Source organism: Nocardia sp. NPDC049737 (assembly GCF_040674755.1).
Lineage (GTDB): Bacteria > Actinomycetota > Actinomycetes > Mycobacteriales > Mycobacteriaceae > Nocardia.
The window spans coordinates 181,657-202,592 of the sequence record NZ_JBFANH010000016.1 but is presented as its reverse complement, the minus strand read 5'-3'; the positions used below and the strand labels follow the sequence as shown (position 1 = coordinate 202,592).

At 64.1% G+C, this 20,936-nt stretch carries 18 protein-coding genes; 9 read left to right on the top strand and 9 right to left on the bottom strand.

Features of this window, described 5'->3' with window-relative positions:
* Positions 1–9: 9 nt before the first annotated feature.
* From ugpC to AB0J47_RS22555, 8 genes are all read right to left on the bottom strand, one after another.
* Complete coding sequence (gene ugpC, locus AB0J47_RS22590) at positions 10–1,089, bottom strand: sn-glycerol-3-phosphate ABC transporter ATP-binding protein UgpC (RefSeq protein ID WP_364349043.1); 1,080 nt, start codon at positions 1,087–1,089, stop codon at positions 10–12.
* A gap of 26 nt (positions 1,090–1,115) precedes the next feature.
* The gene (locus tag AB0J47_RS22585) at positions 1,116–2,444 is read right to left on the bottom strand and encodes an ABC transporter substrate-binding protein (protein WP_364349040.1); all 1,329 of its coding nucleotides are present in this window, start codon (positions 2,442–2,444) and stop codon (positions 1,116–1,118) included.
* 16 nt (positions 2,445–2,460) lie between these two features.
* Positions 2,461–3,357 carry a carbohydrate ABC transporter permease gene (locus AB0J47_RS22580; protein WP_364349037.1) on the bottom strand — a complete coding sequence of 299 codons (897 nt, stop codon included), beginning with the start codon at positions 3,355–3,357 and terminating at the stop codon, positions 2,461–2,463.
* A gap of 39 nt (positions 3,358–3,396) precedes the next feature.
* Positions 3,397–4,326: a sugar ABC transporter permease gene (locus AB0J47_RS22575; RefSeq protein WP_364349034.1), complete on the bottom strand. Its 930-nt coding sequence runs from the start codon at positions 4,324–4,326 to the stop codon at positions 3,397–3,399.
* A gap of 788 nt (positions 4,327–5,114) precedes the next feature.
* On the bottom strand, positions 5,115–6,014 hold the full coding sequence (locus AB0J47_RS22570; RefSeq protein ID WP_364349031.1) for a L,D-transpeptidase: 900 nt from the start codon (positions 6,012–6,014) through the stop codon (positions 5,115–5,117).
* A 384-nt stretch (positions 6,015–6,398) separates the two neighbouring features.
* Positions 6,399–7,790 carry a cytochrome P450 gene (locus tag AB0J47_RS22565; protein WP_364349028.1) on the bottom strand — a complete coding sequence of 464 codons (1,392 nt, stop codon included), beginning with the start codon at positions 7,788–7,790 and terminating at the stop codon, positions 6,399–6,401.
* 16 nt (positions 7,791–7,806) lie between these two features.
* A complete protein-coding gene (locus AB0J47_RS22560; protein WP_364349112.1) occupies positions 7,807–9,030 on the bottom strand; it encodes a serine hydrolase domain-containing protein in 1,224 nt (407 codons plus the stop codon).
* An 85-nt stretch (positions 9,031–9,115) separates the two neighbouring features.
* Positions 9,116–9,670: a DUF6764 family protein gene (locus AB0J47_RS22555; RefSeq protein WP_364349025.1), complete on the bottom strand. Its 555-nt coding sequence runs from the start codon at positions 9,668–9,670 to the stop codon at positions 9,116–9,118.
* Positions 9,671–9,928: 258 nt separating this feature from the next.
* Here AB0J47_RS22555 and AB0J47_RS22550 point away from each other — a divergent pair, with 258 nt between their 5' ends.
* Both AB0J47_RS22550 and AB0J47_RS22545 read left to right on the top strand, forming a co-directional pair.
* Positions 9,929–10,582 (top strand): hypothetical protein, encoded by a 654-nt coding sequence (locus tag AB0J47_RS22550; protein WP_364349022.1) that lies wholly within the window; start codon positions 9,929–9,931, stop codon positions 10,580–10,582.
* A gap of 40 nt (positions 10,583–10,622) precedes the next feature.
* Positions 10,623–12,143: an MFS transporter gene (locus AB0J47_RS22545; RefSeq protein ID WP_364349019.1), complete on the top strand. Its 1,521-nt coding sequence runs from the start codon at positions 10,623–10,625 to the stop codon at positions 12,141–12,143.
* A gap of 44 nt (positions 12,144–12,187) precedes the next feature.
* Here the strand turns inward: AB0J47_RS22545 and AB0J47_RS22540 are convergent, their stop codons facing one another.
* Positions 12,188–12,862: a S1 family peptidase gene (locus AB0J47_RS22540; RefSeq protein ID WP_364349016.1), complete on the bottom strand. Its 675-nt coding sequence runs from the start codon at positions 12,860–12,862 to the stop codon at positions 12,188–12,190.
* 601 nt (positions 12,863–13,463) lie between these two features.
* Here AB0J47_RS22540 and AB0J47_RS22535 point away from each other — a divergent pair.
* The 7 genes from AB0J47_RS22535 to AB0J47_RS22505 are packed head-to-tail and all read left to right on the top strand — an operon-like array spanning position 13,464 to position 20,912.
* Positions 13,464–14,282 (top strand): ABC transporter permease, encoded by an 819-nt coding sequence (locus tag AB0J47_RS22535; protein ID WP_364349013.1) that lies wholly within the window; start codon positions 13,464–13,466, stop codon positions 14,280–14,282.
* Between the two features lie 4 nt (positions 14,283–14,286).
* Entirely contained in the window at positions 14,287–15,150 is an 864-nt protein-coding gene (locus tag AB0J47_RS22530; RefSeq protein WP_364349009.1) for an ABC transporter permease, read from the top strand.
* Between the two features lie 6 nt (positions 15,151–15,156).
* Positions 15,157–16,656: an MCE family protein gene (locus tag AB0J47_RS22525; RefSeq protein WP_364349006.1), complete on the top strand. Its 1,500-nt coding sequence runs from the start codon at positions 15,157–15,159 to the stop codon at positions 16,654–16,656.
* Positions 16,653–17,696 carry an MCE family protein gene (locus AB0J47_RS22520; protein ID WP_364349003.1) on the top strand — a complete coding sequence of 348 codons (1,044 nt, stop codon included), beginning with the start codon at positions 16,653–16,655 and terminating at the stop codon, positions 17,694–17,696. Before AB0J47_RS22525 ends, AB0J47_RS22520 begins: the two co-directional genes overlap by 4 nt.
* The gene (locus AB0J47_RS22515) at positions 17,696–18,691 is read left to right on the top strand and encodes an MlaD family protein (RefSeq protein WP_364349109.1); all 996 of its coding nucleotides are present in this window, start codon (positions 17,696–17,698) and stop codon (positions 18,689–18,691) included. The genes AB0J47_RS22520 and AB0J47_RS22515 overlap by 1 nt, the downstream gene beginning before the upstream one ends.
* A 5-nt stretch (positions 18,692–18,696) precedes the next feature.
* Positions 18,697–19,809, top strand: coding sequence for an MlaD family protein (locus AB0J47_RS22510; RefSeq protein ID WP_364349106.1), 1,113 nt, complete (start codon positions 18,697–18,699; stop codon positions 19,807–19,809).
* Positions 19,806–20,912 carry an MCE family protein gene (locus AB0J47_RS22505; protein ID WP_364349000.1) on the top strand — a complete coding sequence of 369 codons (1,107 nt, stop codon included), beginning with the start codon at positions 19,806–19,808 and terminating at the stop codon, positions 20,910–20,912. Before AB0J47_RS22510 ends, AB0J47_RS22505 begins: the two co-directional genes overlap by 4 nt.
* Positions 20,913–20,936 lie beyond the last annotated feature (24 nt).

Genomic DNA, 20,936 nt, shown 5'->3' with positions numbered 1-20,936 from the left:
CACCGCGCATCAGCGCAGGCGTTCCTCGGTTTCGCCGTCGAAGAAGAAGATCTCGTCGAGTTTCGGGCGCAGACGCAGGCGATCGCCCAGTGCCACTTGGAAGCGGCGGTCCACCCGGGCCACCACCTTGCCGGAGCGGCTGTTCCATTCATCGGTGACGCCGTGGCTGTAGATGAAGGATTCGGCGCCGAGTTCCTCGAGCAGTTCGGCGGCCACGGCGAGGCTGTTATCGGTTTCGGCGGTGGTTTCCCAGGATTCCGGACGGATGCCGACAATGACCCGCTCACCGGTTACGGTGCGGGGCAAGGGGATCCGGAGATCGCCCAGGACTGCCGCGCCCTCGTGGACCGGTGCGTCGAGCAGGTTCATACCGGGTGAGCCGATGAAGCCCGCGACGAAGGTATTGACCGGATCGTCGTAGAGCTCACGGGGTTTGGCGATCTGCTGGAGTTTCCCTTCGCGCAGTACCGCGACCCGATCGCCCATCGTCATGGCCTCGACCTGGTCGTGGGTGACATAGACGGTGGTGGTGCCGAGACGTTTCTGCAGCGCCGCGATTTGCGAGCGTGTGCTCACCCGCAGTTTCGCATCGAGATTGGACAGCGGTTCGTCCATGCAGAAGACCTGGGGGCGGCGCACGATGGCGCGTCCCATTGCGACGCGCTGGCGTTGTCCGCCGGAAAGATTCGCCGGTTTGCGGTCGAGCAGATGTTCGAGTTCGAGCATCTTGGCCGCCTCCTGCACGCGAACCGCGGTGTCCGTTTTGCTCATTCCGGCATTGCGCAGTGCGAAACCCATATTCTGCGCGACCGTCATATTCGGATAGAGCGCGTAGCTCTGGAATACCATCGCCACATCGCGGGACCGCGGCGGCAGTCCGGTGACGTCTTTACCGCCGATCAGAATGCGCCCCGCCGCAACGGATTCCAATCCGGCCAGCATCCGCAGACTGGTCGATTTGCCGCAACCCGATGGGCCGACGAGGACGATGAATTCCCCGTCGGCGATATCGAGTTCCAGGTTGTCGACGGCGGGCGTCCGCGCACCGGGATACAGATGCGTCACCCCGTCGAAGTGCACTGTTGCCACGGCGTCGATCTCCCTCTTCGTCGGTACTATTTGGGCAGCTTCGGCGTGATCTGCCGGTCGATAATGGTCTGCAGCTGACTGGCGACATTGGCGAAAGCCGTTGCCGGATCGGCATTCTGCAGACCGATCTGCTCCAGACCGGTGCCGATGATCTGGTCACCGCCGGGTACGAACACCCGTGCGTAATCCTGCGATTTGGTCACCGCGAGTTGCTCGATGGCGACCTTCGAATTCGGATTCTTCGCCAGGAAGTCGACCTCGCTCGGATCGGTCACCGCGGACTTGCGCACCGGCATATACCCGGTGCCCTGCGAGAAGTCCGCGGTATTGGTGGCATTGGTGATGAACTCGATGAACTTCAGCGCGTTCACCTTCCGCTGATCCGAGATCCGCGACGGGATCGCCAGCCCGGCACCGCCGGTGGTGACGCCGGGACCGTTGGGATGCGGTAGGAATGCGGTGCCGAATTCCAGTTTGCCCTCGGCATTCTTCTGGATGCCCTTCAGATCGCCGGTGGAGGCGATGGTCGAGGCGATGACGCCGGTGCCGAAGTCGACAGCGATCTGCGGTTTGATCCCCGCGTACTTCTTGCTGTGGATCATATCCCGCAGGAATTGGCCCGCCGCAATGGTTTTGGGGTCGGTGAACTTCAGCGTCCACTGATCGGAGTAGGCGCCGCCGAAGGTCCAGTTCGGGCCCTGGAAGGTCCAGGCCAGATAGTTCTTGGCATCACCCCAGCCGTGCGCGAGCTTGCCGTCGCCGACCACGGATTGAATCTTCGGACCCCAATCGTCGAACTCGGGCCAGCTCTGCGGGCCGCGGTCGGGCAGACCGGCCTTCGCCCACACGTCCTTGTTGTAGTAGAACAGCGGCGTCGAGCGCGCGTACGGCAGTGCGTAGTGCTTACCGTTGAAGACGTAGTCGGCGGCCAGCGAATCGACGTAGTCGTCGAGCTGCACTCCGGCATCGGCGAAGTGCGAGTCCAACGGTTCGATGGTGCCGTTGAGCGCGTAGTTGAACCACCAGACATCCGACAGCACAACGACATCGGGCAGCTCGCCGCCGGATAGCGCCGCATTGAATTTCTGCGACACTTCCTCGTAGTTCTTACCCGCGTCGACGAGATTGACTTTCAGATCCGGATGCTTCGCCTGGAACCGGTTGATCAGCTCGGCCTCGAGTTCCTTCGAGGTGCCGGGGTGATTCGACCAGAAGGTGATGGTGTTGGCGTCACCGGACTGCTTGCCGCCACCGCCGCTGCCCGCGCAGGCGGTCAGTGCGGTGCCCGACGCAAGCGCACCGGCCAGGCCGATGAATTCGCGCCGTGACAGTGCCGGGAATTGTGAAGTGGACACGGTTTCTCCTGTTCGGTCAACCCTTGACCGCACCTGAGGTGAGGCCCTTGATCATGTGGCGCTGTAGCAGCAGGAAGACGATGAGGATCGGCAGCATGGTCAGCAGCGTCCCCGCCATCACCGGTCCCCAATTGGTGACGCTCGGATTCTCGGTGTTCTGCAACAGGGTCAGGCCGACCGGCAGGGTGGCGACCCGGGTGTCATCGGCCATCAGGAACGGCCAGAGGTATTCGTTCCACTCGTTGACCAGCGTGACCACCGCGAAGGCCACCATGGTCGGTCCGGACATCGGCAGCACTACCCGGGTGAGCAGGCGCCACCAGTTGGCGCCGTCCATCCGGGCCGCCTCGATCACCTCCGAGGGCAGGGATAGGAAGTGGTTGCGCATCAGGAAGGTACCGAAGGCCACCCCGCAGAGCGGAATGATGATGCCCTGGAAGGTATTTCGCCAACCCAACTGGGCGATCAGGGCGTAATTGGAGATCACCGTGATCTGGTTGGGCACCATCAGCGCCGCGATGATCACCAGGAACACCAGGGACTTGCCCGGAAACCGCAGGAACACCAGGCCGTAGGCGCTGAATACCCCGAGCACGAATTTCACCAGCGCGATGATCCCGGTGATGATCAGCGAATTGCGCAGGAACGTCCAGAACGGGAGCGTCGTGGTGGCGTCCTCGTAGTTCGCCGGATGCCAACTGTGCGGCCAGTACACCGCGGGCTGGGTGTAGATATCGGGACGTGCCTTGAACGATGTGATGAAGATCCAGAACAGCGGAACTCCGATGATGATCAGCACGCACACCATCGCGCCGTAGCCGAGCACCGTCACCGCGCGCTGCCTGCGGCGATACGAAAGCGTTTCTACGCTGTATCCATGGCGGCTCGCGCGGGTCGCTACGTGGTCACGCATGCTGCCTCCTGCGCGTCCGTCGCTCCGGCCGCGTGTGTTTCACTGCTCACCCCGATCCATGACGCGCACCTGGACCAGCGTGACGACCAGCAGCACGAGGAACATGATGGTGGCGACCGTCGCGCCGTAACCGGCCCGGAAGTTGCGGAAGGACTCCTGGTAGACCTGGTAGACCATGGTCGTGGTGCCGGTGCCCAGCGGCCCGCCGCGGGTCATCACATTGATGATGTCGAAGACCTGCAGCGAGTTCAGCAGTACCGTGATCGACAGGAAGAACGTCGTCGGGCGCAGTTGCGGCAGTAGCACTTTGGTGAACGTGGTCCAGCGGCTCGCACCGTCCATCTCGGCCGCCTCCATGAGATCGGCGCGGGTGCCCTGCAGTGCGGCCAGGTAGATGACGAAGGTGTAGCCGAGGTTCTTCCAGATATAGGTAACCGTCACCATGAACAGCGCCCAGTGCGGGTCCTGGTAGAAGTCCGGGACCTTGTCGACGCCGATGCGGTGCAACACATCCTGGATCAGCCCGAAGCTGGGATCGAAGATGAACTGGAAGGCCACACCGATGGCCGCGCCGGAGATGACGAACGGCGCGAAGATGGCCGAGCGAACCAGATTGCGGCCGAACAGCTTACGGTCCAGCAGCAGGGCCAGCCCCAGGCCGAGCACCATGCTGCCGACCACCGCGGCCACGGTGAAAACCGCCGTATTGGTGACGATCTGCCAGGAGTCGTCGCGGCCCCACCACTCGCGGTAGTTCGCGAACCCGATGTAGGTCACGAAGTTGTCGGAGATATTGAAGTCGGTGAACGAGAGCCGGATATTGTCGGCCAGCGGGCGGTAGACGAACAGCGTCAGCAGCACCAGATTCGGCCCGAGCAACACCAGGAATAGCGCATAGTCCTGCCACGGCCGATTGCGCAGGCCGCGCCCGCGCGGCTGGGGCAGCACTCGTTCCGGCCTGGTTCGCACGGCCGAAACTTTACGGCGGCCAGCAAACGATCGGTTAACATCGACCGTCGAAACGCTGAACTTGTCGCGCGCTCCCCCGCCTCCCCGGACCTCCTGCAGGTCGTCGGGAGCGAGGGCATCTTCGTCGCGGCCCGGCGGTCGCGCGGGCGGCTGGGTGCTGGGCGTATCCGACGAGTTACCCATGTGCTGGTCCGCCTCGCCGGAACTTTGCGGTGCGAGTTTCGTCGCGGGCCGGTGGTGGTGTCGGTGGTTGGATGCTGGGCGTATCCGACGAGTTACCCATGTGCTGGTCCGCCTCGCCGGAACTTTTGCCGGTCGTGGGGTGCGGTGCGAGTTTCGTCGCGGACCGGTGGTGGTGTCGGTGGTTGGATGCTGGGCGTATCCGACGAGTTACCCATGTGCTGGTCCGCCTCCCCGAGCCTTTTGCCGGTCGTGGGGTGCGGTGCGAGTTTCGTCGCGGACCGGTGGTGGTGTCGGTGGTTGGATGCTGGGCGTATCCGACGAGTTACCCATGTGCTGGTCCGCCTCCCCGAGCCTTTTGCCGGTCGTGGGGTGCCGTGGGAGTTTCGACGCGGGCCGCCGGTCGTCGTGGTGAGTGGATTCTGGGCGTGCCCGGCGAGTTACCCATGTTCTCCCGAAATCAGCTGTTGCGTTGCGCTATTCGGGAGGTTAGCTGGCAACTGGTCCGTCGTCCGGAAAATCCGGAACACTCGAAGTGAAACAACGAACTCAGCCCAGGCTGATCGGGCCTGGGCTGAGTTGAGCTCGGGGAGACTTCGACCGGATGTCTAGTCGTTCCAGTCGCCGTAGCCGTCGCGGGCGTTGAGGGTGCCGCCCTTGGTGTTCTGGACGATCACCGGGTCACCCTTCTTGGCGTTCTCGAAGAACCACTTGGCGTTCTCGGTGCTGACGTTCAGGCAGCCGTGGCTGGCGTTCGAGACACCTTGCTGTGCGACCGACCACGGGGCCGCGTGCACGAAGATGCCGCTGTTGGAGATACGCGTGGCGTACTCGACCTCGACCTTGTAGCCCTCGGGATCGGTGGTCGGCACACCGTAGGTGGACGAATCCATGGTCATCTTGCGCAGCTGCTCGCCGACGAAGTAGGTGCCGTTCGGGGTCTCGTGCTTGGTCTTACCCATCGAGGTCGGCATCGTCATGATCTCCTCGCCGTTGCGAGTGATCGTGATGGTGTGGGTGTCGTCGTCTGCGGTGGTGATGAAGGCGTCACCGATCCGGTATGCGGTGCGGGTGCCGCCCGCCTCAACGGTCACATCGGTATTGGCCGGCCAGAACTCGTTCGGCCGCCAGCGCACCTGCTTGTCGCTGAACCAGTAGAAGTGACCCGGCGCCGGATTCGAGGAGGTGATCTTGATGGCCTTCTCGGCGGTGGCGTGGTCGGTCACCGGATCCTTGAAGTTGATGATGATCGGCTGCGCGACGCCGACGGTCTCGCCGTCACCGGGGCTGATGCTCGGCGGGGCGAAGTTCGCCGTTGCACCCGGATCGGTGGCGGTCGAGTTGGCGGAGCCGGTGCCCGGCAGTACCGGATCCGCCTGCGCCGGCGCGACGGCGGTGAAGCCGACCGCAGCGATCGCCGCCGACAATAGGATGCCCTGCCGGAGTCGGCGGGCTAGCGCTCCCCGACGAGGAGCAGTCGACGTCCCGGTGTGCAAAGCGGCATGCATAAGTTTCTCGTCCAATCCATCTCTCACCTACGCCGGTGGCGCGGCGAGATCTCTCATCGGTGTGGAGCTGCAGGGCGGTTCCACGAAGACCCTTCGTGGATTCCGTGCAAACGCCCACGGAAAAACGGCGCGGGGAACACAGAGCACCCCACGGGTATATGACGCACCCGACCCTGCCGTCCTTCCTACCGTCCAGGGCCATCCGTAGCCAGTGACGTTTCGGATTGATTCGTATCGACCACACGATGTGGCGAGCAACACATACATCGTTGGGGGTCATCATCTTTCGTGAAATTGGCCGGTCAGCTCGGTAACCCTCGAAGGAGCCGGACGGCCGTCAAGCCGGCCGACCCCCTTACGGGCCAAACTCCTTCGTGAGATAAATCACGAAACGACATCGAATGGGATCGACCGATGCGGCCCCGTCGCGATGTTGTGCGGCACCGACAGCGGCGCTCGCCCGCGCGCATAACGTGGCGGCAATCGCAGCTGCCGTCGACCGAGGATCGTGGCGAGGACGATCCGCAGTTCGTAATCGGCAAGCGACGCTCCGACGCACCGTCGATGTCCGCCGCCGAAGGATGCGAACTCGTACGGCCGGTACTTGCGCTCGATGAATCGCTGCGGCTCGAACAGCTCGGGATCGGTCCATACCGCGGGATCGGAATGCAACAGCGGCAGCACGATGCCCATAGTGTCGCCCGTCACGAGCTCGACCCCACGCAGCGTGAACGGCGCGGTCAGCCTGCGCAGCACGATCGGCACCACGGGATGCAGCCGCAGTGTCTCCTGGCAGACCGCGTCCAGGAACGGCAGCCCGGCCAGCTCGAGCGGGGAAGCGTCGGGCCCGGCCGCGTGCAGTTCGGCGCGCAGGCGCTGCAGCACCTCGGGTTCCCGATGCAGATGGAACAGCGCCCACACCAGACTGGTCGCGGTGGTCTCGTGTCCGGCCACGAGCAGGGTGCGCAATTGTTCGCACAGATCGGCATCGGTGATCGAGGTGCCGTCGTCATAGCTGGTCGCGAGCAGTAGACCGAGAATGTCGGCGCCGATCGTGCCGACGGCCCGACGCCGCGCGATATCGGTCAGGATCAGTTCGTCGAGCCGCTCGCGCGCGGCAACGAACCGGTCCCATGGCGCCCGACCGAACAGCCCGTGGCGCAGTGCGGGCACCAGCATCAGTGGTCCGGAGTAGGCGGTGAGGAATTCCGCGATCGCGGCGGTGTATTCGGCGCGGCGCTCGTGGCTGTCCACCCCGAATACCGCCTCCAGAATCACCCGCAGCGTGATCGCCCGGGTCGCGGCGCGTGCATCGATGCGCGTGCCCGGTGTCCAGGCGGGACGGGATTCGCCTGTGCTGCCGGACATTTCGGCGATGGTGGACTCGCGGATAAGTTCGCCGTAGGCGCGGATCCGTACGCCGTGAAATGCGGGGGCGAGCAACGCCCGATCGCGCCGGTGGCGTTCGCCGGCGGCAAGGATGAGCGAGGCGGAGCCGACCAGCGGTTCGATCGGATTCGGTCGCGGCGGTTCGAGCAGCTCGGTCGGCGCGCGGAAGAGTTCACGGGCACCGTCGGCCGTGCCGGTGAACAGCACCGCGCCGAAACCAGGAAACCGCACGTAGAACGGGTCGCCTTCGCGTTCGCGTCGCCACCGGAAGTACCGCTCGAAATCGATACCCGCCGCCAACGCGTGCGCAACCATCATTCTCGGCGGGCGCGGCGTCGAGGGCGCGGCGTCCAGCGCCGTTTCGTCGGGTGTGCCCGCCTGCTCCATATCTATAGCTACGAACTCACAGTGGTCCCGGTTCGACCGACCCGGTCGGACGGACCCTGCGCACCGTATTGCTGGCGAGGGCGGCCAAGCGCGCGAGCCTGGCGTCCCCGAGCGCGGTCACCGCATTACCGAGTCGGTTGGTGACGAAGGCGATCGACATGCCGAGTTCGGGATCGGCATAGGCGCCCGAACCGCCGAGTCCGTAGTGGCCGAAGGCGTTTCGCGGCTGCTGCTTGGACATCACCACCGGTCGGTGATAGCCGAGAGTGAATTTCAGCGGCAGCCCGAGCACATAGTCGCGGCTGTCGGCCCGCTGCGTCTGATTGATGATCGAGATCGTCTCCGGTTGCAGGAACTGCGCAGCCTCGATGCCGTGACCACCGCGTTCGGGATCCAGCGCCTCGACCCGACCCGCATTCGCGAGGGCCCCATACATTCTGGCCAGTGCCCGCGCCGAGAAAACACCGTTCCAGCCGGGCATCACCGCATCGTGCACGCGCGGATCGCGTACCAGCTCGTCGAAACTCTCCGGCATACCCGCCTCGGCGAGTCCGCGAATCGGGCGCACCCAGGACAGCACCGATGACGCGGTATTCCAACGGATTCCGGGGGGATTCAGATGCGGAAAGATCTTGGCGATCCGGTAGCGCTCGGATTCCGGTACCCGGAACCAGAATTCGTCATAGCCGATTGGTTCCGCGATCTCGCGTCGCACCACATCGATGAACGGATCACCGGTGACGCGCTGCACGATCTCGGCCACCAGCCAGCCGAAGGTGATCGCGTGATAGCCGGATGTACGGATGCGCCGCGGATCGGCCGGACTCTCGGCCAGCGCCGCCACCACCGCGTAGTAGTCGAGGATGCCTTCCCGGCCGGGGACCAGACCGCGGACCCGATGCAGGCCGGCGCGGTGCGAGAGCACATCGCGCACCGTTATGTCGTCCTTGCCATGTGCGCCGAATTCCGGCCAGTAAGTCGCGACCGGCGCCTCGTACTCGATCAGCCCACGCTCGGCCAGCCGGTGCACCACGGTCGCGGCGACGCCCTTGCCGGTGGAGAAGGTGAGTGCCACATTGTCGCCGTTCCAGCGCCGATCCTTGGCAGCCCAGCCCGCCCAGATATCGACGACGGGTCGACCGTCGAGATAGATCGCGAGCGCGCCGCCACCGCGCGTCGGCTGGGCGAACATGCCGAAGAAATGGTCGGCTAGGCGCACGAACCTCGGATCGACGAGCATCTCCCGTGGCGCCGCTGGCCACCGATCCGGTGCGGGGAAGGCTGAAACCACGGGGCACCTCCTGCTGCTGGCTGGGGCCGAATTCTCAGCCTAACTCGGATCGTGTCGATTGCCAGCGACCGAAGGGCGTGGTCAGACAGGTCGCACCGGTTGCCGAATTCCACGCGAAGGCCGCCGTGCCCAGGCAAACCACCGCGCTGTCGGCGGTCGCGACCTGTGCCCGTGAGCCGTCCAGGGCGATCGATACCGCGAACAGCGGGATCGGCGGGTTCGGTTGGTCGGTCTCGGAATCCGTTGCCGCAGCGGTGATCGAGGTCAGCGCGATGGCATCGGCCCCGTAGCCGAGCGCGATCGGAATTCCGCCGACCCCGTCGCTGGCGCCGACCCCGCCCGCCGCACCGATACCGAGTGCGGCGGCACCGACGCCCGCATGGGCGTAGCCGACGCCGTCGTATCCGGCCGCCCATGCCCGTCCGTAGGCTTCGGCCGCGGCCCGGCACGCGGTGCTTCCGTCGATCACGGTGACATCCGTCCCGCCTTCGGAGGCGCAGTGCACACCGGTTGCCGAGGCCACCGCGGGCAGGATCAGCGCGGCGCCGAATGCGGCGGTAGCGCAGGTAATGGCGCTGATCAGCGTCACGGACGAGCCCCTTTCACACTGGAAACCTCACCCTACCCAGATCGGTTGCTGGAAAGCCGATTCCGCTGGCGGGCCGCGGTGCGGCAATGATCGAACCAACACTTCGGCCGGCACTGTGCTGCCACGATTGGGGTGCTGTCGACTCGACGCGCCCGCGCCCGGTGGTGTATGCATGGCGTGGTATTTCACGTATTTCTAGATCACTTCGGATTCCGGCGGGGGTATGAGTTCGGAGCGTTACAGCCGGGAGGACTGTAAGTGTCTCGTCAACCGATCTCGGGTCGCCTCGCGACGGCGGCCATCGCCGCGGTCGCCGTTGTCGCCGCGCTCTCGCTAGCGGGCTGCGGCAATAAGATCAGCGGCAACGCCCAGCCCGCTATTGGTAACGGGACCATCGATGCGGTCTCGTCCACCAACACGCCGAAAACCTCGGGAGCCAGGCCCACCACCAGCGCCCGCCCGACCTCGGGTAAGCCGACGGCGACCACTTCGGCGACCAAGGGCGGCAGCACCGACTTCCAGGCCAGTGTCGGTGACTGTGTGACGCTCGGCGGCACCACCGATAACGCCACCATCGCCAAGGCCTCCTGCGGTAGCCGGGCCTCGAACTACAAGGTCATCGGCAAGGCGGCGACCAGTTCGCAGTGCGTCGCCGATCGCGACAGCGCCTACTTCGAAACCCTCAACGGCACGCAGCAGGGCGCGATCTGCCTGGATATCGATTGGGTCGTCGGTGGCTGTATGGATATCGGCGGCGAGGATCCCAAGCGCATCGATTGCACCGAACGCGTCAGCCAGGGCGTGAAGGTGACCAATATCCAGCAGGGTGCCGACGATGCGAGCGTCTGCGGCAGCAGCAGCGGCTTCGAATACCCGACGCGGCACTTCGTGGTCTGCGTCCAGAATCTCTGACCGCCACGAAAATCCCCGCCCTGGCGGCTACGTTGGGTCGGTGAGTTCTGAGTTACCCCGGCTGGGTTCGGCCACCGGCCGCTGGATCCTGCTGGCCACTATCCTCGGTTCGTCGGTGGCCTCACTGGATGCCACCGTCGTCAATATCGCGCTGCCGCGCATCGGCGAATCCCTCGACACCGATGTCGCGGGCCTGCAATGGACGCTCAACGGCTATACCCTGACCCTGGCCTCGTTCATCCTGCTCGGCGGCTCGCTCGGCGATCATCTCGGCCGTCGCAAGGTGTTCGTCTGGGGTGTCATCGGTTTCGCGCTGGCCTCGGTACTCTGCGGCGCCGCGGTGAATATCGAGATGCTCGTCCTCGCCCGGATCCTGCAGGGTGTGGCGGGCGCGATGCTCACTCCCGGCAGTCTGGCCCTGATCTCCTCATCCATCGACCAACGCGATCAGGGCGCGGCGATCGGCCTGTGGTCCGGTTTCGGCGGTGTCGCGGGCGCACTCGGTCCATTCCTCGGCGGCTGGCTGATCGAGTTGGCGGGCTGGCAGTCCATCTTCTTCATCAATGTGCCGCTCGCGGTGGTCGTCGTACTCGTCACGCTGCGACATGTGCCGGAGAGCCACGACCCGAATGCCTCGGCGCGACTGGATATTCCCGGTGCGATTGTGGTCGCGTCGGCGCTCGGCGCGCTGACCTTCGGTCTGATCGATGCGATGCCGCTGCTGGTGGTCGTCGGTCTGCTGCTGCTCACGGTCTTCGTGGTGATCGAAATGCGCAGCGATCATCCGCTGGTGCCGCCGTCGCTGTTCGCTGGCACGTTTTCGCCGGGCGCGGGGCGCTCCGTGGTTACGCAGGCCGGCTCCTCCGGGCCCGTTGCTTCCGGCGGCCGGGTCTTCACCGCCGCGAATCTGGTCACACTCGCGGTCTACGCCGCGCTCGGCGGTGTCTTTTTCCTTCTGGTGATGCAGCTGCAACTGGTGGCGAAGTACACCCCGTTGATGTCGGGGGTGGCCACCGTGCCGGTCACATTGATCATGCTGGTGCTTTCCGCGCCCGCGGGCCGGTGGGCGCAGGTGCACGGTGCGCGCATTCCGATGACGCTCGGCCCGTTGCTCGCCGCGCTCGGCCTGGTGTTGCTGCTGCGCATCGGACCCGACACCACCTATCTGACAGATGTACTGCCTGGCGTGCTGGTCTTCGGTCTCGGTCTTTCGGTATTGGTCGCCCCGCTCACCGGCGCGGTACTGGGCGCGGTGCCCGCCAGTGAGGCGGGTATCGCCTCCGGGGTGAACAATGCCGTCGCCCGTACCGCTCAGTTGCTGGCTGTCGCGGCGTTGCCCGGCCTTGCCGGAATCTCCGGGTCGCTGAGTGACCCCGTCGAATTCGACCGCGGCTTCGGCGTCGCGATGTGGATCTGTGTCGGCCTGCTGGTGGCCGGTGCACTTATCGCGGCGGTACTACTGCGCGCACCGCGACGCGCGGCGACGCTGGACAACGTCGACTGCATGCCGCAGTGCGCGGTGGCGGGCCCGGCGCTGGCCCCGCTCCACAAAACAGAATGAGCGGGTCATTCGACCCGCTCATTCGGTATTCGGCTCGAGCCCGGCTAGATCGGGTTGAAGCCCGCCCCGACGTCGCCACGGGCATTGATATCGCCCATGATCGAGCTCATATTGGTGCCGACCTCGGGTCCGAAGCAGGCGATGGCGAGATAGGCGTTCACCATCCCGACCAGCGTGTTGCCGACGACGACCGGTGCCCCGGAATCGCCCTCGACCACACACATCTGCGCCCAGGTTTCCATATTGGTGCCGAAGACATCGCCGTAGGCGAGGCCGCAGGTGTTACCGGTGGTGCGGCCTTCCTTGCAGACGATCATCGGGAACTGGGCCGGGCCGCCGATCCCGGTGATGGTGACATTGCCGATCCGGTTGACCGGGATGATCTTGCTCGGATCGAACTGGATGATGGCGTAGTCGAGATCGTGGTTGGAGTAGACGAACCGGCCGACCACGCCTGCGCCGCGGTCGAGTTCGGCGTATACCTGAGCGCCCGGGTCGCCGCAGTGGCCCGCGGTCAGGCCGACCAACCGGCCCGCGCCGTCGTAACCGACGGTGGTAACAGTGCATTCGAACTGATTATCGATAATGATTCCCGACCCACCGCCGATGACGGGTGGCCCCGGCGCGGCGTCCGCGGTCCCGGCCCCCGTCGCGACCAGTGCCGCACCAAGGGCTACGGCGAAGGCGGCGTTGGCCACCTTGGCGAGTTTGCTGAACATGTCCCTCCAGACGTCGGAAGTCCGCACGATATCAATCTGTCGCACCCATCGTGTCAGTATTCGGCTCCGGGCGCGTCCTGTATCCGTAGCGATCGCTTGCGGGTCGCTCGAAACGGTTGGTCTGCGGTGTCGAAGGCGTCGGCGGAGAACACATATTTTTCGACATTTAGAGTGCAGCGTCTCATTTTCTCGCGATAGCGAAGCTCTATTACTGTAATCGTCGCAATGCGCCCGATTGCGTTTCAGTTGTATGTTGATCGGTGTCGCAGAAGCCATTCGAATCGCGCGAAGATTTTGCATGAATATTATCCGCGCAAATAGTAGAACTGGCCATACGCGGGGCTGATCGCGACAGGTGGAACTGTAACCTGTTCTAGAAGTATCTCCGTTAACTTTGGGACCAATCCCAAGCGTCGGGCCACTGCTCATAGCGTTTTCCCAACAGGGACTCCTATATATGACTGCAATCACACGGTGATGGTGTGTTCTGCACTACTCCGTAGTAAGGTGCGTCAAGCAAACAAGTCGTCGGGGTTTGGTTACCGGCGTCGAGAGGGGTTAGCCAGTGCAGTCGACCAAGAGTCCACCAGCGCAATCACGGATGAGTGATGCGGCCGATTGGACGAAGGCCTACTGGGAAGACCATCCGAAGCGCTCCTTGGAGACCTTCGGTAGACAGATCACGATGGGGTTCGCGGCGGTCGCCGAGTTGTTCATCGCGATATTCCGACGCCGCTTTCCCTATCGTGAGTTCATCCGCCAGTGTGCGTTCATGTCCAGTGTCGCCGCGGCACCGACGCTGCTGGTCGCCATCCCGATCGGCGTGATCGTTTCCATCCAGGTCGGCGCGGTCGCCGGCCAGGTGGGTGCGACCTCGTTCATCGGCGCGGCGAACGGTCTGGGCATTATTCAGCAGGGTGCGCCGCTGGTCACCTCGCTGATGATCGCGGGCGCGGTCGGTTCGGCGATCACCGCCGATCTCGGTTCGCGCACCATCCGCGAAGAGATCGATGCGATGCGGGTGATGGGCGTGGATCCGCTGCGTCGGCTGGTCGCGCCCCGGCTCGGTGCGGCCATGCTGGTCAGCGTATTGCTCTGTGGCTTCGTCGTATTCGTCGGATTTTTGACTGGCTACATTTTCAATATTTTCGCGCAGAACGGCACCCCGGGTTCCTATATCGGCACCTTCTCCTCGTTCGCCGTCACCATCGATCTGCTTGTCGCACTGGTGAAATCGTTGATCTTCGGGTTGCTCGCGGCGATCATCGCCTGTGATACCGGGCTCAATACCCGAGGCGGTCCGGGCGGCGTCGCCAACTCGGTGAACTCCGCGGTGGTCAGTTCCGCCATCATGTTGTTCGGCGTGAACTTGATCATCACCCAGATCTACAACGTTCTCCTCCCCCCACAGGTGGTCTGAGCCGGTGTCAACAACCTATATACCGCCGCTGCTGCGGCCACTTCGGCAAATAAAGAAGTCCGCGCAGATCCCGGTGGATATGGTCGCGCGTCTGGGGCACCAGGTGTTCTTCTTTCTGCGGTCGGTGGGCTCGATCCCGTTGGCGTTGCGGCACTATCCGAAGGAAGTCTGGCGGCTGCTTTCGGATGTCACCTGGGGCAACGGCAGCCTGGTCGTCGGTGGCGGCACCATCGGCGTCATCCTCATCCTCAGCGCGTTCGGCGGGATGACGGTCGGCATCCAGGGCTATACCTCACTGAATCTGCTCGGCCTGAGCCCGATCACCGGCGCCATCTCGGCGTTCGCGACCACCAGGGAGTTGGGGCCGCTGCTCGCGGCACTCGCCTTCGCCGCCCAGGCCGGCTGTCGATTCACCGCGCAACTCGGCGCGATGCGTATCTCCGAGGAGATCGACGCACTCGAGTCGATCGCGATCCGGCCGCTGCCGTATCTGGTGAGCACCAGGATGTTCGCGGCGATGATCGCCATCGTTCCGCTCTATTGCCTCGGCCTGGCCATGGCCTACATTTCGTGCTCGCTCACTGTGCAGCTGATCGGCAACACCTCCAGCGGTACCTACGCGCACTACTTCTATCAGTTCCTGATACCAGGAGACGTGCTCTACTCGCTACTCAAGGCGATGGTGTTCGTCGCGATCACCACGTTCATCCAGTGCTACTACGGCTTTTTCGCCTCGGGCGGTCCAGAGGGTGTGGGTGTCGCGGCCGGTCGGGCCATCAAGATGTGCATCATCATCGTGGTTTTCGCGGACCTGTTCATGACATTGGCAATCTGGGGCGTCAATCCCGGCATCCGGATCTCGGGGTAGGACGAGATGATCATCGATCCCAGTGGGCGTGGCCCCACCATGCGACAACTGTTGGTCGCCGGCGTATGCGGACTCGTCGTCTTCGCGCTGATCCTCGGCTTTCTGATGGCAAGATACCGAGGCTATTTCGTGCCCAAGGTGCATGTGGTCGCCGATGTGACCAACACCGGTGACGGGCTGCCCAGCGAGGCCGACGTGAAGTTCCGTGGCGTGCTCGTCGGCGCGGTCAAGGATGTCGACGTCGTCGCCAAAGGTGAGCGGCAGAAGGTGCAGATCGACCTGAAACCGGAGTTCGCCGGCGATATCCCGTCGAACGTGACCGCCCGAGTGGTGCCGAGCAACCTGTTCGCCGTCACCTCGGTGGAATTGGTCTTCAATGGACCCGCGGACAAGTACCTGCACGAGGGTTCGGTCATCGAAGAGGATCAGAGCCAGGGCACCATCGCGCTGCAGGACACCCTCACCAAGGTCCGCACCGTTCTCACCAAGCTCGACCCGGTGCAGTTCGGCCGGGTGCTCGGCACACTGTCCCAGGCGCTGGACGGCAGCGGCCGGATGCCGGGATCCACCATCGAGCGGTTGGACAAGTGGCTCACCTCGGTGGACGAGTCCATCCCGAATCTCGGTGTGCTGCTGGACGATTTCTCGGCCTCGGCGCATGCGCTCAATGAGTCCGCACCCGAATTGCTCGATGTGCTCGGCAGTTCGGTGAAGACCGCGCAGACCATCGCCGATCACCGGACGGCGCTGGTCGCCCTGATCAGCGGTACCGCGGGCACGGTGGATTCGGTCAACTCGCTGTTCGCCCGCAACGGCGATGTCGGCAAGCAGGTGACCGCCGGTACCAGCGATATGTTCGGCGCGCTCGCCGCGGATGCGAATTCGATCCCGGACACCATTGCCTCGCTGAACAGCTCACTGCGCAAGCTCGGTCAGACCTTCCACTGGGGTCCGCAGCGGCAGATGGTCTGGAACGCGGGTGTCACGCTCACCCCGTACCGGCCTTACGAACAGGCCGACTGCCCGCGCTACGGCAATCTGCCCGGACCGAGCTGTGCCACCGCACCGGCGGTCTCCGATCCCGGCTATCTGCCGGAATCGATGAAGCCGCGTTCGCTGGAAACCGCGCAGGGTTTGGCGAAATTGCCACTGCCCGCGGGCTTCCCGGAGATTGCGGGTGTCACCTCCCCGGGCGATCCGCTGGCGGCGACCTCGGCCGAGCCGAAGCCGGGCAGCCCGTTCGCGGGTACGCCGCTGGAGGGGTTGTTCCCGAATCCGGCGCCACCCGCGTCGAATGCGCAGCCCTCCGCCGACCAGCCCGCGGCTCCGGCCGTACCCGTCCAGCCGGCGAGTGCGCCCGTAACCGCCGGTCCGATTTCGTACGAAGGAGATGCCGCGATCGTGGCCCTGCTCGGTCGTCGGCCGACGGCGGCCGAATATCTGCTGCTCAGTTCGGCAATGCGCGGGGGCACCCTGCAGGTCGGCGAAAGCGGTACCGCTAAATGAGCATTCGTAAACCACTCATCGGCTTCGGCCTCTTCGCGATCGTCTCGATCCTGGTCACCGTCGTCGTATGGAATACGCTCGCGCGGGTCGTGGAGGGTTCTACCAACACCTACACCGCGACCTTCAGTGATGTGCTCGGTCTGCGCGCGGGCGATGACGTCCGAATGGCGGGCGTGCGGGTGGGCAAGGTCGAAAAGATCGAACTCACCCGCGATCCCAAGACCAAGAAGTCCCTCGCCAATGTGACGTTCATCGTGCAGCGCAACCAGACGGTGTACGACGACACCAAGGCGCTGGTGCGCTACCAGAACCTGATCGGCCAGCGTTATGTCGCGCTGGCCCCGGGCAAGGCGGCGAGCCCCGCGGCGTTGAAGAACAAGGCCACCATTCCGCTCGAGCGCACCGAACCGTCCTTCGATGTGTCCGGACTGCTCAACGGATTCCAGCCGCTGTTCCAGGTGTTGCAGCCCGAGCAGGTGAACCGGCTCTCGGAGACCTTCATCCAGGCATTGCAGGGTGACGGTGTTTCGTTGAGCGCGTTCATCAACCAGGCGGCCACCCTGGCCACGGATTTCCAGCGCCGAGACGCGATTCTCAGCGATGTGATCACCAACCTCAGCGGCGTCATGTCCGGGTTGGCCAAGCGAGGTGATGAATTGGAGACCCTGGTTACCCAGACCCGGGCACTGATCGGCGGCCTGTACGACCAGGGGCAGTCGCTGCAAGCGTCCACCGTGCAGATCGCGGATGCGACCAGCGGGCTGGTGGACATGATGGGCAAGATCCAGCCGAAGCTGGCCAGCGCACAGGATTCGACAAGCGCCGCGCTCACGCTGCTGATCGCCAACGGCGCCAAGCTGGACCAGGCCGCGATCGACCTGCCCGCGGTGCTGGCCGATATCGGCAAGTTCACCCAGGACGGCGCCTATGCCAACGCTTATATCTGCAAGCTGGATATCTCGCTCTATGGCGTCCTGCTCCCCCGCGGCCTGCTCCCAATGATCGGTGGTAACGGACAGTCGGCGGTGTGCCGCCCATGATGACCAAGATCAAGGACAGGTTCAATAACAACCGCTACTTCTGGCTGGGCGCGATCGGCGGTGTCCTCATCATCGTGCTGCTTATCGGGTCCAGTGCGTACAAGCTGATCGGCGTCGGTGAGAAGTCGGTCAAGGCCGAATTCGCGCAGACCGCCGGAGTCAAGGTCGGTGACAAGGTCAATATCGCCGGTGTCCCGAGTGGCCATGTGGCCGGTGCGAAGCTGGAGAACGGGCACATCCTGCTCACCCTCAGCGTGAGCGACGATGTGAAGCTCGGACCGGATGCCAGGGCATCGATCAAGATGGCGACGCTGCTCGGTGCGCGCTACGTCGACCTCGATCCGGGGGACGGGTCGGGGTTGAAGGGCGGCCGAATCCCGTTGTCCAACACCTCGGTTCCGTACAACCTGGCCGATGTGGTCGAGTACGGCACCCCGAAGTTCGAGGCGCTCGACACGAAGCAGTTGGCCACTTCGCTCGATCTGATCAATAAGCAGCTGGGCGATTCGCCCGCGCTGACGGCGCAGGCGCTCGACAGCGTCGGCGCGCTGGCGAAGGTGATGGATTCGCGCAAACAGGAGGTCGACAGCCTGCTCAAGGATCTCGACCGGGTCACCCGAATCCTCGGCGACAACCGCAACAGCGTGCTGCTGGTGATCACCCAGGGCGAGGCCATCGCCAACCGGGTGATGGAGCGTCAGGGTCTGCTGCGCCAGCTGCTCGACAATGTGTCGACGCTGAGCCGCCAGCTGCAGCAGATCGGCGCCGCCAACAACAACCAATTCGGCCCGACCATCGAGCAGTTGAACACCATGGCCGAAGGCCTGCAGAAGAACAAGGACAACCTCGACCGGCTGCTGCAGATCATGCCGGTGTCGGTGCGCACCCTCAACAACGCGTTCGGCAATGGACCCTACGGTGAGGTCGGCCTGCCGTGGGTCTTCCCGGACAACTGGTTGTGCTTCGCCCATGTGATCGAGGGGTGCCAGGGATGAAACTGATGCGAATCAACCTGCGGCGCCCGAATATCGGGCGCATCGCCAAACCACTGATGGTCAGCGCGGCGGCCCTGGCCATCGGCAGCTGCTCGCTGGTGCCGAGTTCGGTGAACAGCGCACTCGGCAACACCATGACGATCACCGCCGACTTCGAGAACATCGCGGGCGTCTTCGAGGGCAATCCGGTCACGGTGCTCGGTCTGCAGGTCGGCAAGATCGACAAGATCATTCCCAAGGGCACCCTGGTCGAGGTGCATATGACGATCGACAAGGACGTCAAGATTCCGAAAGATGCGATGGCCGCGATCGTTTCGCCATCCATCGTGACCGACCGGCACGTCGAACTCACCCCGGTCTACACCCAGGGCGAGTCCATGTCCGACGGTGCGCATCTGCCGAAGGCGAAGACCAAGACACCGGTCGAGCTGGACACGATGCTGAAGACCATCGATCAGTTCGCCGCGGCGCTCAAGCCGGAACCGGGTACCGAGGGCATCGGTCCGCTGTCGGGTCGGGTGCTCTATCCGATGTTGAACGGCAACGGCGAGAAGATGCGTGACACCCTCAACGCGCTCTCCAGCGCATTGAAGGTCGGCGTCGACAATAAGGACGCGGTCTCCAGCATCATCGTCAAGTTGAACGAGCTGACCACCATGCTGGCCGAAAACGACCAGTCCGTACGCGATTTCAGCAATCGGATGACGCAGATGACCGGACTGCTGAGCGATCAGGCCCCCGGTCTGCAGGCCACGCTGCAGCAGCTCAACGACTTCCTGGCCAATACCAGTTCGGTCTTCGTGCAGTACCAGGATCAGTTGGGCAGTTCGCTCGAGGGTCTGACCAAGGTGACCGATCAGTTGCGCGCCAACGCCCGCGGCCTCACCGAGGTCGTCGACCTCGCGCCGCTGCTCATGCAGAACCTGGACCGGTCGATGAACCGGGAGTTGGGCTACGTCCGACTGCACGGCAACCTGCCCACCTTCCTCAACGGTGAACTGCTGAGCCTGTTCTGTGAGCGGATTCAGATGCGTTCGGATGGCTGCCGCACCGGCAAGCTCGAGGATCTCGGTCCGGACCTCGGTATTACGGCGGCACTGCTGGGGATGACCAAATGAGCGACCGGTTCACAATGAAGGCCCGCCGCACGCTGATCGCGTTCGCGGCGGCATCCGGGGTGGCCATCACCTCCGGCTGTGGTTTCACGGTGGAGAAGCTGCCGCTGCCCAAACCGGGCTTGGCCGGTGAAACCTATACCGTGCACGCGAAATTCGAGAATGCGCTGAATCTTCCCGATCAGGCGAAGGTGAAGATCGGTGGCTCCGATGTCGGTGTGGTCTCCAATATCCAGACCAAGAACTTCGAGGCCATTGTCGATCTGGAGATCAGCAAGGACATCGAACTTCCGGTCGGCAGTACGGCGGAACTGCGCCAGGCCACCCCACTCGGCGATGTGTTCGTCGCGGTCGCCAAGGCCAAGGCGGATCCGGGTTCGCCGGTACTACACGATGGCGACACGATGGGTCTGGACAAGACCTCGGCGGGTGCCACCGTCGAGGAGCTGTTGATCTCGGTCTCCATGTTGTTCAACGGCGGCGGTGTCGCCGCATTGACCAAGCTGACCTCGGAAATGGACTCGATCGTCGGCGGTCGCGGTGATCAGATGGCCCATCTGATCACCGAAATGACCGGTGTGGTCGGCAGTTTGAACGCCAACAGCGCTCGGGTGGACAGTGTGCTCGCCGAGTTCGGTTCGCTGGCCACCACCATCGAGGGACGGCATTCGGAATTGGGCCAGGTGGCCGATACGCTGCCGCAGATGATCGGCGCAGTCGCCGAGAACAACCGGGCGATCGGCGATCTGCTGCAGAAGATTTCGGTGACCAGCGCCGCGCTCGGCGACTACTCGACCACCTCGAGCGATCAGCTGGGCGATCTACTCGACAATGTGAAGAAGTTGATGGACGCGCTGTCGCAGACCGAGCAGACCTTCGGTCCCGCGCTGGACGCGCTGCACGATATGCGCGCTCCGATCGACGCGTCGTTCCGCGGCAACAGCCTCGCGGTCTACGCCACGCTGACCAATATCCACAACTTCAGCTTGTTGTCGGATCCGGGGCAGGGCAAGTTCTTCGATGGTCGCGATCTCGCGGACTTCGCGGGCAGCCTGATCACCGTCTTGCAGGCAATTCAGGGACGACTGCAAGGGGGACACCGATGAGTGAGCGAAGCGAGCGAATCATGT